Source organism: Streptomyces sp. NPDC052036, assembly GCF_040680495.1.
In the GTDB taxonomy this organism is placed as follows: Bacteria; Actinomycetota; Actinomycetes; order Streptomycetales; family Streptomycetaceae; genus Streptomyces.
Map to the genome: position 1 here is coordinate 411,855 of NZ_JBFAWW010000001.1, position 16,149 is coordinate 428,003.

General features: G+C 72.7%; 14 protein-coding genes. 11 read left to right on the forward strand and 3 right to left on the reverse strand.

What is annotated here, in order from left to right; all coding sequences use genetic code 11:
- Positions 1–15 precede the first annotated feature (15 nt).
- Both AB0L95_RS02040 and mmuM read left to right on the forward strand, forming a co-directional pair.
- The gene (locus AB0L95_RS02040) at positions 16–2,403 is read left to right on the forward strand and encodes a SpoIIE family protein phosphatase (RefSeq protein WP_365156471.1); all 2,388 of its coding nucleotides are present in this window, start codon (positions 16–18) and stop codon (positions 2,401–2,403) included.
- A gap of 50 nt (positions 2,404–2,453) precedes the next feature.
- Positions 2,454–3,413 (forward strand): homocysteine S-methyltransferase, encoded by a 960-nt coding sequence (gene mmuM / locus AB0L95_RS02045; RefSeq protein ID WP_365155404.1) that lies wholly within the window; start codon positions 2,454–2,456, stop codon positions 3,411–3,413.
- A 161-nt stretch (positions 3,414–3,574) separates the two neighbouring features.
- On the opposite strand, the gene AB0L95_RS02050 is transcribed toward mmuM, so the two are convergent.
- The 3 genes from AB0L95_RS02050 to AB0L95_RS02060 all read right to left on the reverse strand — a co-directional run bounded on the left by AB0L95_RS02050 (position 3,575) and on the right by AB0L95_RS02060 (position 7,191).
- Complete coding sequence (locus tag AB0L95_RS02050; protein WP_365155407.1) at positions 3,575–5,194, reverse strand: carboxylesterase family protein; 1,620 nt, start codon at positions 5,192–5,194, stop codon at positions 3,575–3,577.
- A 156-nt stretch (positions 5,195–5,350) separates the two neighbouring features.
- Positions 5,351–6,007 (reverse strand): ThuA domain-containing protein, encoded by a 657-nt coding sequence (locus AB0L95_RS02055; protein ID WP_365155409.1) that lies wholly within the window; start codon positions 6,005–6,007, stop codon positions 5,351–5,353.
- 26 nt (positions 6,008–6,033) lie between these two features.
- Positions 6,034–7,191, reverse strand: a complete 1,158-nt coding sequence (locus AB0L95_RS02060) for a YihY/virulence factor BrkB family protein (protein ID WP_365155412.1) — start codon at positions 7,189–7,191, stop codon at positions 6,034–6,036.
- A gap of 123 nt (positions 7,192–7,314) precedes the next feature.
- On the opposite strand from AB0L95_RS02060, the gene AB0L95_RS02065 reads away from it, so the two are divergent.
- The 9 genes from AB0L95_RS02065 to AB0L95_RS02105 all read left to right on the forward strand — a co-directional run bounded on the left by AB0L95_RS02065 (position 7,315) and on the right by AB0L95_RS02105 (position 16,143).
- Positions 7,315–8,949 carry an acyl-CoA dehydrogenase family protein gene (locus AB0L95_RS02065; protein WP_365155415.1) on the forward strand — a complete coding sequence of 545 codons (1,635 nt, stop codon included), beginning with the start codon at positions 7,315–7,317 and terminating at the stop codon, positions 8,947–8,949.
- A 428-nt stretch (positions 8,950–9,377) separates the two neighbouring features.
- Positions 9,378–10,667 (forward strand): GAF domain-containing protein, encoded by a 1,290-nt coding sequence (locus tag AB0L95_RS02070; protein WP_365155418.1) that lies wholly within the window; start codon positions 9,378–9,380, stop codon positions 10,665–10,667.
- A 92-nt stretch (positions 10,668–10,759) separates the two neighbouring features.
- Entirely contained in the window at positions 10,760–10,960 is a 201-nt protein-coding gene (locus AB0L95_RS02075; protein WP_365155421.1) for a hypothetical protein, read from the forward strand.
- Positions 10,961–11,113: 153 nt separating this feature from the next.
- Positions 11,114–12,508: a hypothetical protein gene (locus AB0L95_RS02080; protein WP_365155424.1), complete on the forward strand. Its 1,395-nt coding sequence runs from the start codon at positions 11,114–11,116 to the stop codon at positions 12,506–12,508.
- 153 nt (positions 12,509–12,661) lie between these two features.
- Positions 12,662–13,234, forward strand: a complete 573-nt coding sequence (locus AB0L95_RS02085) for a GNAT family N-acetyltransferase (protein ID WP_365155427.1) — start codon at positions 12,662–12,664, stop codon at positions 13,232–13,234.
- Positions 13,235–13,359: 125 nt separating this feature from the next.
- Positions 13,360–13,443, forward strand: coding sequence for a putative leader peptide (locus AB0L95_RS02090; protein WP_309486338.1), 84 nt, complete (start codon positions 13,360–13,362; stop codon positions 13,441–13,443).
- Between the two features lie 125 nt (positions 13,444–13,568).
- Positions 13,569–15,260 carry a nitrite/sulfite reductase gene (locus AB0L95_RS02095; RefSeq protein ID WP_365155430.1) on the forward strand — a complete coding sequence of 564 codons (1,692 nt, stop codon included), beginning with the start codon at positions 13,569–13,571 and terminating at the stop codon, positions 15,258–15,260.
- A complete protein-coding gene (locus AB0L95_RS02100) occupies positions 15,257–15,436 on the forward strand; it encodes a hypothetical protein (protein ID WP_365155433.1) in 180 nt (59 codons plus the stop codon). The genes AB0L95_RS02095 and AB0L95_RS02100 overlap by 4 nt, the downstream gene beginning before the upstream one ends.
- Complete coding sequence (locus tag AB0L95_RS02105) at positions 15,433–16,143, forward strand: phosphoadenylyl-sulfate reductase (protein WP_365155436.1); 711 nt, start codon at positions 15,433–15,435, stop codon at positions 16,141–16,143. The genes AB0L95_RS02100 and AB0L95_RS02105 overlap by 4 nt, the downstream gene beginning before the upstream one ends.
- The last annotated feature ends 6 nt before the right edge of the window (positions 16,144–16,149 follow it).

Here is a 16,149-nt window from a genome sequence, read left to right on the forward strand (position 1 = left end):
GTCAGCGACGGTCGTATCGAGGCCGGGTTGTCCAGTGACGTCACCCAGGCCTCCGTCTCGCGAGTCGGGCGGCTGGCGGCCACCGTCGAGCGGTTGCGGCGCGAAGTGTTGGCGGCGCAGGCCCAGGCCGACGGGCGGGCCCTGATCGAACTCGCCAAGGGCATCCTCGTCGAACGGCTGGGCTGCGGCCCCGCACAGGCGGCCCGGCAACTCGCCGAGCTGACCGAGCAGGCGGGTGCGACCTCCCTGGAGTTCGCGGTCGAGGTCATCAACCAGGCCTCCCGCGACCGGCTCTCGGAGGTCACCTCGGCCTTCCTGGCCGCGACAACGGGCTCCGGCGCCAAGGCGGAGGGCGCCACCGCCCCGGGTGCGTCCTCCGCCGTACGGCTGCGGGCCGCCGAGAGCGGGGCGCTGGCCGCCGACGACACCCAGGCCGTGGCCGACTCCCTGCTGGAGCACGCCCTGACCCCGCTCGGCGCGACGGCCGTGGCCATCTGGGCCGTGGGCGCGGACGGCTCCCTCACGCTGGCGGGCAGCTCCGGGTTCTCGGTGGCGGAGGCCGGCCGCTGGCGGTATGTGCCCCCGGGCGTGGCGACCGTGGCGCGTCGCGGTCTCGCCGAGCGTGCGGGACAGTGGATCGTCTCCCTGTCCGCGGCCGGTCTGCCCTCCATCGGCCAGCACCACCACCCGGAGGGCGGGAGGGTGGCCCTGCCCGCCGGTACCGGCGGACGCATCCACGGTGTGCTGGAGATCGCCTGGCCCGCCCCGCTGGAACCGCAGCCGCCGCAGATCGTCCGCCAGATCGAGGCGTTGGCGGAGCTGTGCGCGCACACCCTGGAGAGCGGTACACGGCGGCACCCCGACGGGGACGCGGGGCCCCGCGTGCTGCCGGACGCCGCGGAGCTGATGGACCTGGCGGACGGGCTGCACGACCCCGCGCTGGTGCTGGTGCCGCACCTCGGTCCCGACGGGGACCTCGTCGACTTCCGCATCCAGCACGTCAACAGCCGCTTCCTGGACCCCGTCGGCCGGCCGCGGGGCGTCGTGAGCGGTGCTCTGCTGCTGGAGGCGTACCCGATGGCCGCCGGGCGGAGCGAGCTGTTCGACCGGATAGAGCGCGTCTACGCCACCGGCGAGCCCTTCCGCGCCCACCGCATGCGGCTCACCGCGCTGGTGGGCGACGTACCGCTCGCGGCGGTCGCCGACATCAGCATCAGCCGGCACGCGGGCAGTGTGCTGCTCATCTGGCGCATCGAGGACGAGGCGGCCCGGCTGGCGAGCCTGCTCCAGCACGCCCAGCGCCTCGGCCGCATCGGCGGCTTCGAGGAGAACCTGCTCACCGGCGAGATCACCTGGAACGGACAGCTCTTCGCCCTCTACGGCAAGCCCGCCTCAAGCCTGCCGGTGCCCCTGGAGGACTTGCCCGCGCACGCCCACCCCGACGACACCGTCGCCATCGGCAGGTTTCTGCGCACCCTGCTCCACCGCCGGCGGCCGGCGTCCACGGCCTTCCGGCTGCAACGCCCCGACGGGGTGACGCGGCACATCCGGGTGGTGGCCGAACCGGTCCTGGACTCCGACGGGCGGCTGTTCGTCGTACGGGGGGCCTATCAGGACATCTCCGCCCAGCACTGGACGGAGATGGCGCTCGCCGCGACCCGCGACCAGCTCGCGCACACCGAACAGCAGGCGAGTGAACGCAACCGGCTCACCCTGCAGTTGCAGCATGCCATCATGCCTCCGGCGCAGGCCCCGCTGGAGGCGGACGGCCTCCAGGTCGCGGCGCGCTACCGGCCCGCGGAGACCGAACAACTGGTGGGCGGCGACTGGTACGACGCGGTCGTCCTGCCGTCCCGGCTGGTCCTGCTGTGTGTGGGCGACGTCGCCGGACACGGCATCGAGGCGGCCACGAGCATGGTCGTCCTGCGCAACGCGCTGCGCGGGCTCGCCGTGACGGGCGCCGGGCCGGGCCAGTTGCTGGCCTGGCTCAACATGGTGGCCCACCATCTGACCGGCGCGGTCACCGCCACGGCCGTCTGCGGCCTGTACGACCCGAACCGTCACACCCTGCGCTGGGCCAGGGCGGGCCATCTGCCGCCCGTCCTGGTGCGCGGCGGCGAGACGGCGGCGCTGCCCCTGGTCAAGGGCATGCTGCTCGGGGCCGTACCCGAGGCGGTGTACGAGGAGCACCAGGTCCAACTTGCCGTCGGTGACCGGCTGTTGATGTTCACGGACGGTCTGATCGAGCGCCGGGACCGTTCCGTGGAGGAGTCCCTCGCCCAGTTGCTGACCGCCGCGCGGACCGTGCCCCCGACGCTGGACCAGCAGCTGGACCGTCTGCTCACCTACAGCAGGTCGGACACCGACGACGACACCTGCATCGTGGGCATCCGGGTCGGCTGAGGCAGGCCCGCGCCTGTCCCGGGAGGACGTGTTCGACTAGCGTCGTTGTCATGACCGGCAACACCACCCCCACCCTCGCCGAGGCGCTCGCCGACGGGACGGTCGTCCTGGACGGCGGCATGTCGAACCAGCTCGCGTCGGCCGGGCACGACCTGAGCGACGCGCTGTGGTCGGCGCGGCTGCTCGCGGAGCGGCCCGAGGCGATCACCGAGGCGCACCTCGCGTACTTCGAGGCGGGCGCGGACGTGGCGATCACAGCGAGCTACCAGGCGACCTTCGAGGGCTTCGCCCGGCGCGGCCTCGACCACGACCGCGCGGCCGGGCTGATCGCCCTGAGTGTCGGCCTCGCCCGCGAGGCGGCGACGCGGGCGCGCGCGAAGGGCGTCACCCGCCCGCTGTGGGTGGCGGCGTCCGTCGGTCCCTACGGGGCGATGCTCGCGGACGGCTCCGAGTACCGGGGCCGCTACGGCCTCACGGTCGCCGAGCTGGCGGCCTTTCACCGTCCGCGTCTGGAGGTGCTGGCCGCGGCCGGGCCCGACGTACTGGCCCTGGAGACGGTGCCCGACGCGGACGAGGCCGAGGCCCTGCTGCAAGCGGTGCGCGGGCTGGGCGTCCCCGCCTGGCTGTCGTACACCGTCTCCGGCGACCGTACGCGCGCCGGGCAGCCGCTCCAGGAGGCGTTCGCGCCGGCCGCCGACGCGGACGAGGTGATCGCGGTGGGCGTGAACTGCTGCGCGCCCGAGGACGTGGACGCCGCGGTGGAGACGGCCGCGCGGGTGACCGGCAAGCCGGTGGTGGTCTACCCGAACAGTGGGGAGAGCTGGGACGCGGAGGCCCGCGCCTGGGACGGACGCAGCACGTTCAGCGCCACGGAGGTCACGCGCTGGCGTGCGGCCGGGGCCCGGCTGATCGGCGGATGCTGCCGGGTGGGCCCGGAGGCGATCACGTCGATCGCGGGCACGCTGAGGGAGGGTGCCCTGAGGGCGGGTGCGGACACGGCGTCGGACTGAGCCGCGCCGCGTATCCGCGTACCCCCATATCCGCTATCCCCATATCCGCTATCCCCATATCCGCTATCCCCATATCCGCTATCCCCATATCCGCTATCCGCGTATCCGCGTATCCGCGTATCCGCCCGCTGCTGGCGGATACGCGGATCGAGGGTCTCCTCTCACCGGCGCGGGGCGGCTCCCGGCCGGCGCAGCCGCCGTACGGCCGACAGCGGGGTCGCTCCCTTGAGGAGCGAGACGCTTGCGGCGCCCGGTGCGGCGGGCACGGGTTCCGGGCGGGTGGCCGCCGCCTCCCACAGCGCCATCTCCGGGTCCCGCAGGCCATGGGCCACCGGCTCCCCGTCGCCGCCGAAGACGCGTACGGGACGGGTGGCGTCCCAGACCGGCCAGCCCGGGTCGCCGTCCGTCGCGAAGCGCACCCACGCCGTGTGCATCTCGCGGGCGAGTTCACGAGGCGCGCCGGGGCCGGCCAGTCTCGCCGACTCCGGCACCTCCGCGCTGTCGAACACGAAGCCGAGCTCCAGGGCGTGACAGGCGCCGAGACCGGGCACCCGGGAGCGCCAGGCGAACTCGTAGACATGGCAGGGCGCGCGGTCGCCGCCCGTGCGGGAGCCGGCCAGCCGGTGCAGCGGACGGCGGAGCAGATGGTCGGTGACCATCTGGCCCACCAGGTCGGAGACCGGGGCGTCCGGATGGGCGGTGCGGTAGCCGCGCGGCACCTCGGGGCCGCAGTGGCAGCGGGCCATCGCCCCGGCCAGCGCCACCGCGCCGAGCCGGTCGATGCGTTCGGTCAGCCCGGTGGGCACGAGCCACAGCCGGTACTCCTCACTGGTCCAGCCGAGGAGCAGCGGTACGTCCCCGGCGGCGCCGTCGAGCAGCGCCTCCAGGGGGTCGCGGGGCACCAGGTCACCGTCGACGACGATGCCGAAGGCGGGCCCGCCGAGGATCGGGCTCGCCCGGCGGCCCGCCTCCGCCTGCGCCTCGGCCAGCAGCCCGCGGTCCACCTCGGCGAACGCGGCCGCGGTGGCCGGTACCTTCAGCCGCGCCGCCATGCGCCGCACCAGGCGCCGCACCTTGTCCCGTTCCGTCGACTCGGGCGGCCCGCTCTGCAGCACAGCCCGGTGGAACAGTCCCCGGGCGTGCGGACTCGCCAGCAGCGCGCCGATGCTGATGGCGCCCGCGGACTCGCCGAAGACGGTCACCCGGTCCGGGTCCCCGCCGAACGCGGCGACGGCGTCGCGCACCCACTCCAGTGCGGCGAGCTGGTCGCGCAGTCCCGGGTTGGGCGGGGCGTCCGGGAAGAGGCCGTACCCCTCCACCCCGAGGCGGTAGTTGAAGGAGACGAGGACGACCCCGTCGCGGGCGAAGGAGCTGCCGTCGTAGACGGGCACGGCGGAGGAGCCGCGGGTCAGGGCGCCGCCGTGGATCCACACCATGACCGGGAGCCGGGCGCCCGCCTCCGGTGCCGGTGTCCACACATTGAGGTTGAGGCAGTCGTCGCCCGCGACCACCGGGTCGGACAGATAACGGGCGAACGCCGGCGAGTACGGCGGCTTCGGGGGCGTCGGCCCGAACGCGCCCGCGTCCCGGACACCATCCCAGGGCTCGGGCGGTACGGGTGGGCGGAAGCGGCGCGGGCCGAAGGGCGGGGCGGCGAAGGGGATGCCCCGGAAGACGGCGATCCCGTGCTCGTACCGTCCGCGCACCGCGCCGTAGGGGGTGCGGACCACCGGGTCCGCCGCGTTCACCGGGTCCGTCGTCGCCTCGTCCGCACGCTCCATCCGGCCTCTCCTCATCGCCTGGGGACCGCCCGGCCGCCCGACCGGACCGGAAGTGCCCGCCTGCGCGGACCGTCCGATCGCCCGATCGCCAGCGAGTGGCCCGCCTCATCGCATCTCATCTCTTCCCCGTCCGGCCCCCGGGCACGGCACCCGGGGCTACTCCGCGCGGGCCGCCCAGCGGATACCGCCGAGCAGATGGGCCCGGAAGACGGGATCCGCGTAGGCCTCGGTGGCGTGGCCGAGCGCCGTGTAGAAGACCCGTCCCGCGCCCTGTTCGCGGCACCACACCAGCGGATGGTCCTTGCCCATCCCGCCGCCTTCGTACGAGGACTCGTCCGCGGAGGCGAGGACGCGCACCGAACCGCGGGGGCTGGAGCGGAAGTCGTACCACTCGTCCGTGAACTCCCAGACGGCGGGCAGGTGCGCGGTCGCCGGATGACAACGGTCCTCGATCAGCGCCCGGCCCGGCTGGTACTGCGGGTGCCGCGCGAACCGGGCGCCCAGCAGTTCGCCGTAGTACGGCCAGTCCTCCTCGGTGCAGGCGGCCGCGTGGACACCGGCGAAGCCGCCGCCGCCCTCCACGTAGGCCGCCAGCCGGGCGCGCCCTTCGGGCGTGAGGACCTCGCCGCTGGTGGACAGGAACACCACCGCCGCGTACCCGTCGAGGGACGCCTCGAAGAGGGCGGGGTCCGCGCCCTCTTCGACGTCGAACCCGTGCGCGGCGCCGAGGGCGCGTACGGCGGCGACGGCGTCCGGGACGGAGTCGTGGCGGTAGCCGGTGGCGCGGGTGTACACGAGAACGCGGAAGGACACGGCCCGAGCCTAGGCGACCTTGGTCCTCACTCCCCCGTGGTGTCCTTCTTCCCGGGCTGGGGGGCCGCGTTGCGCACATGTGCCCGCAGGCGTGAGGTCACGTCCTCGTGGGGCAGGAAGCGCGACCAGCGCTCCGGGAACTCGGAGGGCATGTCGGGGTCGTCGGGATCGGCGGGATCGGCGGCGCGCGCCGCGGCGGCGCGGGCCACGTACTCGGCGGCCTGCTCCTCCCGCAGCCGTTCGTTCGCCTCGCGGGCCGCAGCCGTGGCCGCGGCGGGCCACACCCGGTCGATGGCCGCGTTGACGGCGGCGCCGACCAGCACGGCGAAGGCGGACACCCCTATCCACAGCAGCACCGCCACGGGCGCGGCGAGCGAGCCGTAGATCGTCGGCCCCTCGACCGTCTGGGTCAGGTAGATGCGCAGCAGGAAGCTGCCCAGCACCCACATCGCGAGGGCCACCAGGGCGCCGGGCACGTCCTCCACCCATGCGGAGCGCACCGGCACGGACACGTGGTAGAGGGTCGTCAGGAAGACGATCGACAGGACGATGACCACCGGCCAGTACAGGACCTGCACCACGGTCGTGGACCACGGCACGACGTTCACCACGGCGTCCGGACCGGCGACCATCAGCGGCAGCGCCACCGACCCGATCAGCAGCGCCACGATGAACAGGACGAACGCCAGCAGCCGGGTCTTCACGATCCCCCGGGTGCCGTCGAGCCCGTACATCACCGTGATCGTGTCGATGAAGACGTTCACCGCCCGGGAGCCCGACCACAGGGCGAACAGGAACCCGATGGAGATGACGTCGGGCCTGCCCCCCTTCATCACGTCGTGCAGGATCGGCTGGGCGATCTCCGTGACGCCCTTGTCGGACAGGACCGTGCGGGACGCCTCCAGGATGTTGTGCTCCAGGCTCTGGATGGTGTCGGCGCCGGTCCAGGCGTCCACGTAGCCGAGCAGCCCGATGAGGCTGAGCAGCAGCGGCGGCACGGACAGCAGCGTGAAGAACGCCGCCTCGGCCGCGAGCCCGAGGATGCGGTACTCCATGCACGAGTTGACCGTGTCCTTCAGCAGCAGCCAGGCGGTCCTGCGCTTGGAGACGTTCCGGTACAGGGCGCGCGCCCGGTGGAGACGGCCCGACGGCCGCTTGGGGGGTTCACTTGCTGCTGACTGCACGCCTTAACGGTATCCGCCGCCCGGGCCTGCCCTCATCCCCCGCCCGGGCCGCCCCCCGAGGGGGCGGCCGGATGCGCCGGGATACGGGTGACCCGGGGGCGTACTCGGGGGTAAGTTCGCCCCATGGCAGCCACCACGCACACCGTGACCAACCAGGCTCCGCCGCTGGTCGAGTACGACGTCTTCACCGCCGATCGCGCCCTCGTGGAGGCCGTCGAGCGGCATCTTGACCCCGCGCTCCTCGACGAGGCCCGCGCCGAGTTGTCCGGACTCGGGCACAGTGCCGGTTCCGCCCAGGTGCAGGAGTGGGGCGTCCAGGCCAACGAGAACCCACCGAAGCTGCGCACCCACGACCGCTACGGCAACCGTATCGACGAGGTCGAGTTCCACCCGGCCTGGCACCGGCTGCTCGGCAAGGGGGTCTCCGCGGGACTGACCGCGGCCTGGGTACGGCCGGGCGGTCATGTACGGCGCGCGGCCGCGTTCACGGTCTGGTCGCAGGTCGAGGCGGGCAACGGCTGCCCGTTGTCGATGACGCACGCCGCGGTTCCGGCCCTGCGCACGGACCCGGCGCTCGCCGCCGAGTGGGAGCCCCGACTGACCTCGCTGGTCTACGAGCAGGGTCTGCGCCCCGCCGCGCAGAAGGCCGGGGTGCTCTTCGGCATGGGGATGACCGAGAAGCAGGGCGGCAGCGACGTACGCGCGAACACGACCGAGGCCCGGCCGCTCGCGGAGGACGGGACGTACGAACTGCGGGGCCACAAGTGGTTCTGCTCGGCGCCCATGTCCGACGGGTTCCTGGTGCTGGCGCAGGCACCGGGAGGACTGACCTGCTTCCTCGTCCCGCGTGTGCTGGAGGACGGCACCCGGAACGTGTTCATGATCCAGCGGCTCAAGGACAAGCTGGGCAACCGGTCGAACGCCTCCAGCGAGGTGGAGTTCGACGGCACCTGGGCGCGCCGGGTCGGCGAGGAGGGGCGCGGGGTGCGGACCATCATCGAGATGGTCGCGGCCACGCGGCTCGACTGCGTCCTCGGCTCGACGGCGCTGATGCGACAGGCGCTGGTGCAGGCGATCCACCACTGCGGCTACCGGGAGGCGTTCGGCGGCAAACTGCTCGACAAGCCGCTGATGCGCAACGTGCTGGCGGACCTGGCCCTGGAGTCGGAGGCGGCGACGACGCTGGCGCTGCGGCTGGCGGCGGCCTACGACGACGGGAGCGAGCAGGAGCGGGCGTTCCTGCGGCTCGCGGTGCCCGCCGCGAAGTACTGGGTGACCAAGCGCTGCACCCCGGTGGTGGCCGAGGCCTCCGAGTGCCTGGGCGGCAACGGCTACGTGGAGGAGTCGGGGATGCCCCGGCTGCTGCGGGAGTCGCCGCTGAACTCGGTCTGGGAGGGCGCGGGCAATGTGCAGGCGCTTGACGTGCTGCGGGCCATGCAGCGCGAGCCGGGGTCGCTGAACGCCTTCCTCCAGGAGGTCGGCCGGGCACGTGGCGCGGACCACCGGCTGGACGGCGCGATCAAGGATCTGCTCACCGAACTCGCCGATCTGGAGGGCATCGAGGCGCGGGCGCGCCGGCTGGTGGAGCGGATGGCGCTGGTGCTCCAGGGGTCGCTGCTCGTCCGGTACGCCCCGACCGAGGTCGCCGACGCCTTCTGCGCATCCCGGCTGGGCGGCGACTGGGGCAGGGCCTTCGGCACCCTGCCGCACACGCTGGATCTGGCCACGGTGGTGGAGCGGGCGCGACCGGTCCTCTGACACCTTCGGCGCACAACAGGACGTAGGAGCGCGCGCGGGGGTGGTGCTGCGCCGACACGGCACCACCCCCGCTCGTCTGGCCCCCCAGAAGGAGCGCGGACGTCGCCGGAGCGACGTTGCACAAGTTTCAATCAGCCTGAGGGCGTCCGCCAGGGTTGCAGAGGGTTGCAACTTTCTGCCCGCAGTTGGCCGGAGTACGCCCCTCCGCCCTGGGCAGACGGCAATATGAGAACCACCGTCAACACGGGTCCGGGTGTATCCGGCCGAAAACGGCCGACGGGCGCGGCGGGCGAGCCGCCGAGGCCGTGGCCGGCGGCGCACGGACGCCGGCGCGGGAGAGACCACGCACGGCAGGTTCTCGCCACCGGCCCGGGCGGCCCGCGGTGGACGGGCCGGACGGCAGCGACAGGTCCTTGGGGGAGGTTCCAGTGGCGCACTCGGCGAAAGACGTCACGCGGCTCGCCGTCCTGAGCCCCGTGCAGGCGGCGCGTGTGCTGAGCGAGGTGCGCAGCGCGACGCTCTCGGGGCAGCGCGCCCCCGTCCCGCCGCGCCCGGTGATCGAGGCGTCCTGGGGACGTGCGCTGCGCGGCGGCGTAGACCCCGAGCACGACGTCCGGGCCCGACCGCTCAGCCACGACGAGATCGAGCGGCGCCGCCGAGACTCGCCGCTCCGGCAGGTGCTGCCGGTGCTGCGGGAGGGCCTGCTGTCGGTCGCGGACGTCGCGCACCACATCATGGTGGTCGCCGACGCGGACGGACGGGTGCTGTGGCGCGAGGGCAGCCCCCCGGTCCTGCGCAAGGCGGACCGACTGGGCTTCGAGCCCGGCGCGGACTGGGGCGAGGGGGTCGTCGGCACCAACGGCGTGGGCACCCCGGCGGTGACCCGGCGCCCGGTGCAGGTCTTCGCGTCCGAGCACCTCGCACGCTCCCACGCCTCCTGGACGTGCACCGGCGCCCCGATCACGGATCCGCGCGACGACCGGCTGATCGGCGTCGTGGACATCAGCGGCCCGCTGCGGACGATGCATCCGGCGACGGTCGCCTGGGTGGACACGGTGGCCAAGCTCGCCGAGGCCCGGCTGCGCGAGCTGCATCTGACCTCGCTGGACCGGCTGCGCGCGGTGGCGGCGCCCTTGCTGGCCGGGGTCGGCGGCCGGGCGCTGGCGGTGGACAAGGACGGCTGGACGGCGGCGGTGACCGGGATGCCGTATGTGAGCCGGGTGGCCCTGCCCGTGGCGATCGCGCCCGGTCGCTCTCTGCTGCCGGTGGTGGGGCCCTGCACGGTGGAGCCGCTGCCGGACGGCTGGCTGATCCGCGCGGCCGACGCGCCCGCGCCGGAGCGTGCCAGCCGCGTGGTCCTGGATGTGGCGCACCCGCGCCGCTGGTCGGTGACGGTGTCGGGCGACACGGGTTCCTGGACCCATGAACTGAGCCCTCGGCACGCCGAGTTGCTGTACCTCCTCGCGCTCCGGCGCGCGGGCCGCTCGGCCGCCGATCTCTCCGCCGACCTGTTCGGCGACCCCGCTCGCACGGTCACGGTGCGCGCGGAGATGTCCCGGGTCAGGCGGTACCTGGGGGCCTTTCTGGAGCACCGGCCCTATCGATTCCGCGATGCGGCGGAGGTGGAGGTGCTGCTCCCCGCCGACCCCGCGGATCTGCTGCCGCACTCGGTGGCGCCGGCGGTGGTGAGGGCCCGAAGCACCACCGCGTCGCCATGACACCGAGGAGGCCTGAGGCGCGCCCGAGGGCAACGGCCGAGGACAGGGCGTGCATCGGGAACTGATCGCTGCCCGTCGGCGTCATCGCGTTCATGACGCAAGGTGGGGGCACAGCGGGCGGGCACTCGATATGGGCCGATCTGCTTTCCTGGGCAGAGGGCCTGCTCGCCCTCTCCCTCATGGCGGTGGTCCCCACCATCGTCGGAGCGTCGGTGGTCGTGTCCCTTGTCGGACTGACGGTCTGGGCGACAGCACCGCTGCGACGACGCAGACGGAACGACACCGACGGCTGACTAGCCCTCACGGTGGGGATATCCCTTTATTTCCCGGGTCTTGGACCGGTGCCGCAGCCGTCTGCCGTAGCATCCCCTGCACAGGCCACCCCACCCGCTCCCCCCGTCAACGTCCGGATCATGAGGAGCAGTTGGCCTACGCCGGGAGGTCGTATGAAGCACCGTGGCAGACACCGCCGTAGGCGGCGGGGCCGTGCGCTACGGGCCACGCTCGCCGGAACCGCACTGGCGCTCACCGCCGCTGCCACGCTGATCAGCACCTCCCAGGCCGCGGGCGGGGACAACCCCGGCGGCCTGACCCGGGTCACCACCGCGGCGGAGACCGCCGGGCTCCGCCTCCACGAGAACCTCACCGACCACCGGGCACTCGACTCGCTCACCCATGCGATGGGCGGCCGTGTGGGCGTCCACGACGTCCTTCAGGCCGCCGACCACCCGATGCGCGAGCGGTCCGCGTGCGACGCCGCCGAGACCGCCGCGCTGCCGGTGAAACCGACGGCCACGCGCGCGTACTGCTGGGACAACGGCGACGCGACGACCCCCCAGTGGCTGCCCCGGTCCGTCACCACCTCCGGGGACGCCGACAACGACGGGCGCTGGGGTCCCGACCGGGTCGTCCTGTCCGGCTGGACGCACGACGACCGCCACGCCGGGCGTCACTCCTCCGCGGCCGACCGGGGCCTCGCCCGGGTCGCCTTCATCGACGCGAACGATCCGGCCCGCCTCGCCTACCGCTGGGTCCTGCTGGTCGCCCCGCGCGCCGACGGCAAGGGCTTCGAGGCCGTACGCACCCGTCTGTCCGGGATGGTGTGGTACCAGGACAAGCTGATCGTCACCGCCCGGGACTCCCTGCTCGTCTTCGACCTCCAGCGCATCCTGAAGGCGGACGTCGACAGTGACGCCATCGGCCGGGTCAAGGGCGGCTACTCCGCGCACGGCTACCAGTTCGTGCTGCCCGAGATCGGCTCCTACCGTCTGACGGGCGGCCCCTGTTCGACGGCCGACGACCGCACGGTCCCCTGCTTCTCCGCCCTCTCCCTGGACCGCACCTCGACCCCGGACAGCCTGGTGGCCAGCGAGTGGTTCCCGCCCGGCGGCACCAACCGGCCGGCCCGTCTGTGGCGCTACGCCTACAGCACCGTCCCCGGCCGCACCGGACTGCTGGCCACGGACGCGCACGGAGACGTCCGGGCCACGGAGACCTACGAGACCGACGCGGCCGGGGTGCAGGGCGTGCTGTCGCACAAGCGCCCGGGAGCTTCCCGGCCCGACTGGTACGTCGACCGCGCACCCGCCGTCGGCGGCCGACACGGGACGCTCTGGCGGCAGACCGCCTCCGGCGCGAAAGCGGCCACTTGTGCGGCCGACGAGACCCATGCCTGCTGGGGCCGGCACACCACTTCCCTGTCGTACTGGCAGCAGACGGGCGAGCTGTGGACGCTGACGGAGGGAGCGGTCGGCGAGGACGACGACTCGGGGACGGGCTCGGCCGACGGGCGGGTGCTGTACGCGGTGCCGCTGGACTCCGTCGACGACGCGCTGGATTGACGGACGCAGGGCCGGCCGGACCGACGACACGCCGCGACAGCGCACACGGACCGGCCGGAGTGACGACACGCCGACGTGCCTGACGCGGACCGGTCGGAGTCCGGACAGCGGCCCCCCTCGTCAGGCCGCGTGCCCCCGTGATTCCCTGACCGCATGAGCACTCTCACCGTGACCACGTGGTCCCTAGAACAGACCTCCCCGGCCGATCTGCGTCCCGCCACGGCCCCCGAAGGAGATGTCCGGATCGTCCGCGCGGAGGTTCCCTCGCCGGAGCTCAACCGCTTCCTGTACGCGTCGGTCGGCGGGGACATCCGCTGGATCGACCGGCTGAGCTGGACCTACGCACGGTGGCAGGAGTACCTGGAGCGGCCGGGCGTGGAGACCTGGGTCGCCTACGACCGGGGCACCCCGGCCGGGTATGTCGAGCTGGTCCCGGTGGCGGAGGGAGTCGTGGAGATCGCCCACTTCGGGCTCGTCCCGGCGTTCCGCGGGCGACGGATCGGGGGACACCTGCTGTCGTACGGCACCGCGCGCGCCTGGGACCTCGCGGACCGCTGGCCGACCCGCGTGCCGACGAAGCGGGTGTGGCTGCACACGTGCAGCAAGGACGGCGAACACGCGATGGACAACTACCAGCGCCGGGGCTTCCGGCTCTTCGACACCAAGGTCGAGGACGAGCCCGACCTGCCCACGCCCGGACCCTGGACGGGGGCCTACTCGGCCTGACCTGCATCCGCACGGCGCGCCCCGCCGTGTGACCCAGGACACCCCTGTCCCGCATCGCGGGACAGGGGTGTCCACATGACGGACGGATCTGGACTGGGTCCAATACGCCGTGACACGCTTCCGTCATGTCTGGAACTGGAATCGCCTTGGTGAGTCGACGACACGTCGATCTCGGCCGCATGTCCAGCGCCATCTGTCCGGCGAGCTGAGACCCGCAGCCAGTTCCCGCATTTCTCCTCTTCCTCCCCCTCGCGCAGAGCCGCGCATTTGTGACATGCGCCTGTAAGCGCAGGCAAGAGCCGCTGCCCCCGTCTGTCCGAAGGACGTATTCACCATGGCCGCCACCCCGCAGAACTCCGCCACGCCCCGCCGCAAGGTGAGCCGTCACCGTGGCGAGGGTCAGTGGGCCGTGGGTCACTTCACCCCGCTCAACGGCAACGAACAGTTCAAGAAGGACGACGACGGTCTCAATGTGCGGACACGCATTGAGACGATCTACTCCCGGCGCGGCTTCGACTCCATCGACCCCAGCGATCTGCGCGGCCGGATGCGCTGGTGGGGGCTGTACACCCAGCGCAAGCCCGGGATCGACGGCGGCAAGACCGCGATCCTGGAGCCGGAGGAGCTGGACGACCGGTACTTCATGCTCCGCGTCCGCATCGACGGCGGCCGGCTGACGACCCGGCAGCTGCGCGTCATCGGAGAGATCTCGCAGGAGTTCGCCCGCGGCACCGCCGACATCACCGACCGGCAGAACGTCCAGTACCACTGGATCCGGATCGAGGACGTCCCCGAGATCTGGAACCGTCTGGAGGCCGTCGGGCTGTCCACCACCGAGGCCTGCGGCGACACGCCCCGTGTCATCCTCGGCTCGCCCGTCGCCGGTATCGCCGAGGACGAGATCATCGACGGCAGCCCGGCCATCGACGAGATCCACCGCCGGGTCATCGGCAACAAGGCGTACTCGAACCTGCCGCGCAAGTTCAAGACCGCGATCTCGGGATCGCCGCTGCTCGACGTGGCGCACGAGATCAACGATGTCGCCTTCGTCGGCGTGGTCCACCCGGAGCACGGCCCCGGCTTCGACGTGTGGGTCGGCGGCGGTCTGTCCACCAACCCGAAGATCGGGCAGCGTCTCGGCGCCTGGGTGCCGCTGGACGAGGTGCCGGACGTCCACGAGGGCGTCATCTCGATCTTCCGTGACTACGGCTACCGCCGGCTGCGCAACCGCGCCCGGCTGAAGTTCCTGGTCGCCGACTGGGGCGTGGAGAAGTTCCGCCAGGTGCTGGAGGACGAGTACCTCAAGCGCAAGCTGACCGACGGCCCGGCGCCCGCGCAGCCCGTACAGCGCTGGCGCGACCACGTCGGTGTGCACCGGCAGAAGGACGGCCGCTACTACGTCGGGTTCGCGCCGCGGGTGGGCCGTGTGGACGGGACGACGCTGACGAAGATCGCGGACCTCGCCGAGGCCCACGGCTCCGGGCGGGTCCGGACGACCACCGAGCAGAAGATGATCGTGCTCGACGTCGAGCAGGACCAGATCGACTCGCTGGTCGAGGGCCTGGAGGCGCTCGACCTCCGGGTGAAGCCGTCCTCGTTCCGGCGCGGCACCATGGCCTGCACCGGCATCGAGTTCTGCAAGCTCGCCATCGTCGAGACCAAGGCGCGCGGTTCCGCGCTGATCGACGAACTGGAGCGCCGCATCCCGGACTTCGACGAGCCGATCACCATCAACATCAACGGCTGCCCGAACGCCTGCGCGCGTATCCAGGTGGCGGACATCGGTCTCAAGGGCCAGCTGGTCCTGAACGACAAGGGCGAGCACGTCGAGGGCTACCAGGTGCACCTGGGCGGCGCGCTCGGCCTGGAGGCCGGCTTCGGCCGCAAGGTCCGCGGTCTGAAGGTCACCTCCGAGGAACTGCCGGACTACATCGAGCGGATCCTCCACCGCTTCCGGGCGGAGCGCGAGGACGGCGAGCGGTTCGCGGCCTGGGCAGCCCGGGCTTCCGAGGAGGCGCTGTCGTGAGCGAGCGAGCGGCCCCCTTCTACTGCCCCTACTGCGGCGACGAGGACCTTCGTCCGAGCGAACAGGGACATGGGGCATGGGAATGCGCGGCGTGCAATCGAGCCTTCCAGCTGAAGTTCCTGGGCCTGCTGGCCCGGGGGCTCCAGCGAGCCGACAGCGGAGGGGACGAAATATGACGACGACTCAGCAAGAGCGCACCGCCGACGAGTTGAAGGCGCTCGCCGAGCAGGCGGGTCGCGATCTGGAGGACGCCTCCGCCCTGGAGATCCTCACATGGGCGGCCGGCACCTTCGGCCGGCGCTTCTGTGTGACCTCCTCGATGGAGGACGCGGTGGTGGCCCACCTGGCCTCCCGCGCGCTGCCGGGTGTGGATGTCGTGTTCCTCGACACCGGCTACCACTTCCCGGAGACCATCGGCACCCGCGACGCGGTCGAGGCCGTGATGGACGTCAACGTCATCACGCTCACCCCGCGGCAGACGGTCGCCGAGCAGGACGCCGAGTACGGGCCCCGGCTGCATGACCGGGATCCCGACCTGTGCTGCAAGCTGCGCAAGGTCCAGCCCCTGGAGGAAGGGCTCACGGGCTATGCCGCCTGGGCGACCGGCCTGCGCCGCGACGAGTCCCCGACCCGGGCGAACACCCCGGTCGTCGGCTGGGACGAGAAGCGGCAGAAGGTGAAGATCTCGCCGATCGCCCGCTGGACCCAGGAGGACGTGGAGGCGTACATCGCCGAACACGGCGTCCTCACCAACCCGTTGCTGATGGACGGGTATGCCTCCGTCGGCTGCGCCCCCTGCACCCGTCGGGTCCTGGCGGGCGAGGACGCGCGCGCCGGCCGCTGGGCGGGCCGCGCCAAGACCGAGTGCGGGCTGCACGGCTGACCATGA